Annotated in this window: 2 protein-coding genes; both read left to right on the top strand. The window is 69.4% G+C overall.

The genetic code is table 11. The features are described from left to right. The coding region (locus N416_RS0118025) for a KR domain-containing protein (RefSeq protein ID WP_024443499.1) at positions 1-2,976 on the top strand (2,976 nt) is incomplete at its 5' end. Positions 2,977-2,995: 19 nt separating this feature from the next. After that, a complete protein-coding gene (locus N416_RS0118020; protein WP_024443498.1) occupies positions 2,996-7,777 on the top strand; it encodes a type I polyketide synthase in 4,782 nt (1,593 codons plus the stop codon). Positions 7,778-7,782: the final 5 nt, after the last annotated feature.

Genomic DNA, 7,782 nt, shown 5'->3' with positions numbered 1-7,782 from the left:
ACACCACAGATCCCGTTCCTGTCCACCGTGGTCGACCCGCTCGGACCCACCCCGGTGCTCGACGCCCGCTACTGGGCGGACAACGTGCGCCAGCCGGCCCGGGTGCATCAGGCGGTCGCTGCCGCCGGAGACAAATACGGCACGTTCATCGAGATCAGCCCGCACCCGATCCTTACCCACACGATCGACGAGATCCTGGACGCGGTGCCGCACTGCAGCGTCGCCACGCTGGTGCGCGACGGCGATGACACCGTCGCCTTCCATCAGCATCTCAACAGCGCCCACCCGGTCAGCCCGCGCGACCTTCCGCATCCGTCGGGGTCCTACCCGGTGCTGCCGACCACACCGTGGCGACACACCCACCACTGGCTTGTGGTCGAAAGCTCCATCACCGCAGCCGAATCCGCGCCACGGCCGGGCCTGCTGCTGGGCACCCACATCAAGATCGGCAGCACACCGACCGTCCACCTGTGGCAAGCCCGGCTGTCCCCGGCGACCAAACCGTATCCCGGCAGTCACCGCAACAACGGGGTGGAGCTGGTTCCGGCATCGGTGCTGCTGCAAACCCTGGCGGAGGCCGCGTTCGAGGTCAGCGGGGACTCGGCGGTCAGCGAGATCCGATTCGAGCACCCCGTCATCGTCGACCGACTGCGGACCATCCAGGTGGTCGCCGACGGCGAATCGGTGACAGTGTCGTCGAAGTCGGTTTCCGACGACTCGGCCGCCCGATGGGTCAAACATCTCAGCGCCCGCATCACGCCGCGCAGCGAATCCGCCGGGCCCGCTGTTGACTCCAGCCCCATCGGCGGCCACAGCGGAACCTCCTTCGATGACGACGTGGTGACCGCGCTGTGGCTCACCTGGGGCAGCGAGGGGCGTCCCTTCGAGTGGTCGCTGATCGACGGCCGGTCCACCGCGACGCAATTGTGTGCCGATGTGGCGTCCGCACAGTCCGGCACGCCCGCGCTGCTGGACGCCGCCCTGCATGTCGCCCGCCTGATCGACGACACCAACCCCGAGCTGATGGTGCCGGCATCGGTCGACGAGGTCTGCTTCGGTGCTGCACCGGCGGACGGCCGGGCCGCAGTCACTGTGCACCGGCGCGACGCCGGACAGGGCGAACTCATCGTCGACATAGCCGTGACCACAACCGACGGCGCCCGGTGTGTCGACATCCGCGGGCTGCGCTACACGACACTGAACCTGGCCACCTCCGACGACCCCAGCTCGATCGCGCACGCGATCGACTGGCAGCCCTGGGACGCCGACCTGCAGACCTCGAGTCAGCCGGGAACACTGGCTGTGGTCGGTGATGGAGTCGCCGCCGACCGGCTGCGCGACGGACTGAGCGCGGTCGGGCATCACAGCGCCGGGATCGCCGAGGCCCACCACGTCGTCTATGTCGCCGACCCGGGGCCCGCAGACGAATCCGACCTGGACTGCGCTGCCCGGCTGGCCGGTGAGGTGGCCGATCTGGTGGCCACCCTGGCCGACCGCGACGCGCACCCGCCGGCCCTGTGGATCGTCACCCACGGCGTGCACGAGGCCGCCTCCGCCGCTGCGGTGCGGCAAAGCTGCCTGTGGGGAATGGCGGGCGTGATCCGGGCAGAGCAGCCGCAACTCTGCGGTGGGCTGGTGGACCTGCCCAGCGACGACGCCGCCGATGCAGCCGCGAGCGCCGCGGCGCTGTCGAGCATCCTGCGCACGCCGGCCAAGTCCATCGTGGTGTGGCGTGACGACCAGTTCCTGACGCCGGCGTTCAGCCCGATCTCCGGTCCGCCTCAGCGCAAGCCGATGGTGTGCGAGCCCGACGGCGCCTACCTCATCACCGGCGGTATGGGAGCGCTCGGTCTGCTGATGGCCGGATGGCTGGCCGACCGGGGTGCCCGGCGCCTGGTGCTGGCCGGTCGCAGTGCATTGCCGCCCCGGCGCGACTGGGACTCCGAGGAGATCGAGGCCGGCGTGCGGAACAAGATCGCCGCCATCCGGGCCTTGGAGCGGCGCGGTGTCACCGTTGATGTGGCCGGGCTCGACGTCGGGTCCCGGGCCGCGGTGACCGACCTGTTGGCCCGCCGCGACGCAGCCGGCGCACCGCCGATCCGCGGCATCATCCACGCCGCCGGTATCACCGAGGGCCAGCTGCTCACCGAGGTCGACGCCGACCGGCTGCGCGACACCATGTGGCCGAAGGTCGCCGGCGCCCAGGTGCTCAACGAGCTCTTTCCGCCCGGAAGCCTGGACTTCTTCTTCATGACCGCAGCCGCCGGGGCGGTGTTCGGGGTTCCCGGTCAGGGCGCCTACGCGAGCGCCAACGCCTACCTGGACGGCTTGGCCCGTGCCCGCCACAAGCTGGGCTGCCACAGCGTCAGCCTGGACTGGGTGGCGTGGAAGGGCCTGGGTTTCGGCGCCGAGGCGCACGTGGTGCTGCACGAACTGGAACGGATGGGCTCGCGGCCCATCACCCCGGCGGAAGCCTTCGCCGCCTGGGACCACGTGGAGCACTACGACGTCGCGCAGGCCGTGATGGTGCCGCTGCCGTCCGACGGGGAACCCGGCACCCCGGGAGTTGGTGAGACCGGACCGGTCCGCGACTGGGCGCAGCTGCCCGCCGATGAGATACTGAGCGAGCTGGAAATCGGGCTGCGCAGCATTCTGGCGCGCGAGCTTCGCATGTCGGAGGCGGAGCTACAGCTGGACCGGCCGTTCGCCGAACTCGGTCTGAACTCCGTGATGGCCATGGCGGTCCGCCGTGACATCGAACAGTTGGTGGGCATGGAGTTGTCGGCCACCATGCTGTGGAATCACCCGACGACTGCGGCACTGGCGGCGCACCTGACCGGCAAGCTGTTGCCGCAGGAAGATGTCGGTGGCGACGCGGCGGCCTCAGGCGGTGAGCTGCCCGAGTCGACCGACAGTGTTTTGAACGAGCTGTTCGACAGCGTGGAATCGGCTCCGGCCGGATGGGACGGGATCTAGTGGGAATTGAGTTCCCCGCATGACCGCAGCATTTGACGAAGAAGCACTGCGCCACTGGCTGGCCGACTATCTGGTCACCAACATCGGTTGCAGCCTTGAGGACATCGATTTCAACGCGTCGCTCAACGATCTGGGCGTCGGATCTCGGGATGCCGTGGTGCTCTGCGGCGAGCTGTCGGAACTGCTGGGCCGCAAGGTCTCACCGGTAGAACTCTGGCAGCACCCGTCGGTCGCCGAACTGGCCCGGTTCCTCATCGAGCCCGAGTCCGCCGACGAAGAGTCGGCGCCCGAGCCCGGGCGCTTCGGCACCGATGAGCCCATCGCGGTGATCGGTCTGGGTTGCCGGTTCCCAGGTGACATCAACTCACCGGACGCGATGTGGCAGTTCCTGCTCGACGGTGGCAACGCGGTGACCGAAGTGCCCGCCGATCGCTGGGCGCCGTTCGACGACGGTTCAGCCGAGACGGGCAACGCTATCGCCCGCACCACCCGCTGGGGCTCGTTCCTGCGCGATATCGCCGCATTCGACGCCGACTTCTTCGACATCTCCAGCCGCGAAGCGGTCAAGATGGACCCGCAGCAACGGCTGCTGCTCGAAGTGGCGTGGGAGGCCTTGGAGCACGCCGGAATTCCGGCGACCTCGTTGCGGCGATCGCAGACCGGCGTGTACGTCGGAGCCAGCATTACCGAATACGGCTGCCACGCGTCCGCCGACCTGCCCAGCGTGGACGCCTGGAGCAACGCCGGTGGCGCACTGAGCATCATCGCCAACCGGCTGTCGTACTTCTTGGACCTGCGCGGCCCGTCGGTGACGGTGGACACCGCATGCTCGTCTTCGCTGGTCGCCCTGCATCTGGCCTGCCGGAGTCTGCGGACCGGGGAGTGCGAGATGGCGATCGCCGGCGGCGTGAACCTGCTGATGTCACCCGCGGTTTTCCGCGGTTTCGACCAGAGCGGGGCATTGTCGACGACCGGCGCGTGCCACGCGTTCGACGCCGACGCCGACGGATTCGTTCGCGGTGAGGGCTGCGGTGTCGTGGTGCTCAAGCGGCTGTCCGACGCCCGCCAAGACGGCGACCGCGTGCTGGCGGTGGTGCGGGGATCGGCGATCAACCAGGACGGCCACTCCAACGGCCTGCTGGCGCCGAACCCGGCCGCCCAAATGGCGGTTCTGCGGTCGGCCTACGCCGACGCCGGTATCGCCCCGCAGGAAGTCGACTACGTCGAGACCCATGGAACCGGAACCCTGTTGGGCGACCCGATCGAGGCCAAAGCGCTGGGCACGGTGCTCGGCCGGGGTCGTTCTCCGGAGTCGCCGCTGTTGCTCGGCGCTGCCAAGTCGAACCTCGGCCATCTCGAGGCGGCCGCGGGCATGGTCGGCTTCATCAAGACGGTGCTGGCTGTGCAGCGCGGGCGAATTCCGAAGAACCTGCATTTCAACACCCCCAACCCGCACATCACGTTCGAGCAGATGCGGGTGAAGGTTGTTGCCGAACACCAGGATTGGCCCTCGTCGGATCACCCGCGGCGGGCAGGGATCTCGTCCTTCGGTTTCGGTGGCACCAACGCTCACGTGGTCATCGAGCAGGCGCCGCCCGCCAAGATCACTGCGCGCGAGGTAGATCCGGCTGTGACCACGCTGGTGGTCTCCGCCCGGACGCCGGAACGGATCGCCGCCACAGCCACCGACCTGGCCGACTGGCTGGAAGGCGACGGCGCCGGTGTGGAACTTGCCGACGTCGCACACACCCTCAATCACCATCGTGCCCGCCAACCGCTGTTCGGCACGGTGTGCGCCCGCGACCGGGACGCGGCGGTCAGCGGCCTGCGGGCACTGGCGGCCGGTACCTCGGCGGAGGGCCAGGAGTGCGGAGTCATCGGTCCGCACGACGGCCCGTGCGGACCCGGCACCGTCTTCGTCTACTCCGGGCAGGGCTCGCATTGGATCGGCATGGGCCGTGCGCTGCTCACCGACGAACCGGCGTTCGCCCGGGCGCTGGCAGTGCTGGAACCCGCTTTCGTCGAACACGTCGGGTTCTCGCTGTGGCAGGTGATCTCCGCCGGTGAACCGGTCAGCGGCGACGCGCAGGTACAGCCTGTGTTGATGGGGCTGCAGCTGGCGCTGACCGAGCTGTGGCGGTCGTACGGGGTCCATCCCGACGCTGTCATCGGCCACTCGATGGGCGAAGTCACCGCGGCGGTGGTAGCCGGCGCGCTGAGCCCGGCCGACGGGTTCCGCGTCATCGCGGCCCGTTCGCAGTTGATGTCGAGGCAGGCCGGGCAGGGCGCGGTGGCACTGCTGAACCTCGACCCCGATGCCGTCGAGGCACTGCTGGCCGACTACCCGGACGTCAGTGTGGCGGGCTACCTCTCGCCGAAGCAGACCGTGGTGGCCGGCCCGGTTGCGCCCGTGGACGCGGTCATCGCGACCGTCAGCGGCCAGAACAAGTTCGCCCGGCGGGTCAACATGGAAGTAGCCTCGCACACCGCGCTGATGGACCCGATCCTGCCCGAGTTGCGAGCGGCCCTAACGGGTCTGACGCCGGAAGTCGCCACCATCCCGTTCTTCTCGACGGTGACCGAAGCCGCCATGCCGGCCGGTGGCATGCCGATCCTGGACGCCGACTACTGGGTGAACAACGTGCGGCAGCCCGCACTACTGACTCAGGCGGTCGCTGCCGCGGCCGGCGAGTACACCACGTTCGTGGAAGTCAGCGCCCACCCGATTCTGACTCACGCGATTGCTGACACGGTGGAAGCCCTTGGCGGGCACCACCACAGCGTCGGGACCCTGGTGCGCGACGCTGACGACGCGGTCAGCTTCCACACCAACCTCAATCGCACGCACACCACCCAGCCCCCGCTGACCCCGCATCCGCCCGAGCCGCACCCGGTGCTGCCCGCCACCCCGTGGCAGCACAGCAGCTACTGGATCGACACCGCGGCAGTCCGGGGCGCCGCTGTTGCGGCCGGTGCCGGGCCACAGCGGGCCGTCGGCAGTTCGGGCCCGGTGCCCGAGGACTGGTGGTGCGAGCTGACCTGGCCGGCTGCCGAAGCCGCGCCTGGCGAGACCATCACCGAGCAGTCCTGGCTGGTGATCGGCGGCCAGGAGCTCAGCGCCGAGATCGGCGCGAAGCTGGGCGGCGGCGTGACTGCGCTGGACGCGTCGGTGCTGAGCGCCGACGGTGATGGTGCGGCACTGGCCACCGCCCTGGGCGCGGCCACCCATGTGCTGTTCGCGCCGTCGACGGACCCGACGGATCTCAGCGCCGCACCGGCCTACCAGGCGTTCAACGCGGCGCGGCGCCTGGCCACCGCGATGACGGAGCAGACGTCGAACTCGGCGAAGCTGTTCCTGCTGACCCGCAACGCGCAACCTGTCGGCGATGGCGACCGGGCCAACCCCGCGCACGCCGTACTGTGGGGGCTGGGCCGCAGCCTGGCGCTGGAGCACCCGGAGATCTGGGGCAGGGTTGTCGACGTCGACGAGTCGGTCCCCGCAGCACTGGTCGCCGGATACCTGGTGGCCGAAGCCGACGCCGCCGACACCGAGGACCAGGTCGTCTACCGGGCCGGTATTCGTCGGGTCCCGCGCCTGCTCGGCAGCCGTCCTACCGGAGCTGAACCAGTCGAATTCGATGCCGGCAGTTGCCATCTGGTGATCGGCGCGACCGGCAACATCGGTCCGCAGCTGGTGCGGCAACTGGCGGCCAGTGGAGCCAAGACCATCGTCGCGGTTTCCCGACGCCCGGGCTCAGTGCTCGACGGATTGGCGGCCGAGTTGGCCCCGGCCGGAACGACACTGGTGACAGTGGCTGCCGACGCCGCCGACGAGACCGCGATGGGTGCGCTGTTCGATCGCTTCGGCGTCGACCTGCCGCCGCTGGAAGGCATCCACGTGGCCGCCTTCGCCGGCGGCCCGGTGACCCTGCGCGACATGACCGACGACGACGTGACCACCATGTTCCGCCCGAAGCTCGACGTGGTCGCGGTGCTGCACAAGCTGTCGCTGCGACAGCCGGTGCGCTACTTCGTGTTGTTCTCGTCGATCTCCGGCATCACCGGGTCACGGTGGCTGGCGCACTACACGGCCACCACCACCTTCTTGGACACCTTCGCCTACGCGCGCCGCGCGGCCGGGCTGCCGGCCACCGCGATCAACTGGGGGTTGTGGAAGTCCCTGACCGACACCCAATCCGATGCCGAACGCCAGGTGACTGTCGACTCCGGCCTGGAGCCGATGGCCGACGATGTCGCCATCGGAGCCCTGCCGCTGGTGATCGGTGCTCACAATGCGGTGCGGCACACCGTCGTCGCGGCGGACTGGCCGCGGCTTGCCGTCGCGTACCGCACCCGGGCGGCGCTGCACATCGTCGACGATCTGCTGATCGTCGACGCACCTGCCGACGGGCCGGCGGCGCAGAGCACCGAGTTCCGCCGCGTTCTGACTGAGGCGGAACCCGGACAGCGCGGGGAGCTGCTGCGCGAACACGTCACCGACCAGGTCATCGCCGCCATGGGGCTGGGGTCCCGTCACGCGCTGGACCCGACCGCCGGGTTCTTCCAGTCCGGCATGGATTCGCTGATGAGCGTCACCCTGCAGCGGTCACTGTCGGACAGTCTGGGCGAAGCTCTGCCGGCCGCAGTGGTGTTCGACTACCCGACGATCGACGCGCTGACGGGGTACCTGGCAACGGTGCTGCCCGAGGTGGCGGAGGCCGCCGAGCAGGACAGCGCCGACGCCTATGACGACATGAGCGATGACGAGCTGCTCGCGCAGCTTTCGGAGAGGTTGAGTTGAGCGAG

Source organism: Mycobacterium sp. UM_WGJ (assembly GCF_000455125.1).
Taxonomy (GTDB): Bacteria; Actinomycetota; Actinomycetes; order Mycobacteriales; family Mycobacteriaceae; genus Mycobacterium.
Note: the sequence above shows the minus strand (reverse complement) of the source record. Positions and strands in the feature narration are given on the sequence as shown.